Raw genomic sequence first — 316 nt, 5'->3', positions numbered from 1 at the left:
GGGAGGACGATTACCACGGTGTGGTTCATGACTGGGGTGAAGTCGTAACAAGGTAGCCGTAGGGGAACCTGCGGCTGGATCACCTCCTTAAACGAAGCCGAATGCTTCGGTCAGAGTCCACACGAATTACTTGGTTGGCTAGTAAAGAGGGCAAAAGGGTCTGCTGGGCAGGCGCCTTTGTACTCTAGTCTGTAGTGTACAGAAACGAATGTTTCATCCTGATGAAGCCTTCCTTTCTGATCACTGGGTCAGATTTGCTCTTTAACAAATTGGACGAGATAGAACACGAATAGATTTCTCTCATTATCTCCGAGAG

1 rRNA gene is annotated in these 316 nt (G+C 48.4%); it reads left to right on the top strand.

Annotated features, from left to right (window positions below):
* A 16S ribosomal RNA gene (locus tag H3Z84_RS01630) occupies nt 1-90 on the top strand; the annotation flags it as partial.
* Nucleotides 91-316 lie beyond the last annotated feature (226 nt).

Source organism: Marinobacter sp. bablab_jr003 (assembly GCF_016464245.1).
Classification (GTDB): domain Bacteria; phylum Pseudomonadota; class Gammaproteobacteria; order Pseudomonadales; family Oleiphilaceae; genus Marinobacter; species Marinobacter vinifirmus.
This window is presented reverse-complemented; position numbering and strand designations above follow the sequence as displayed.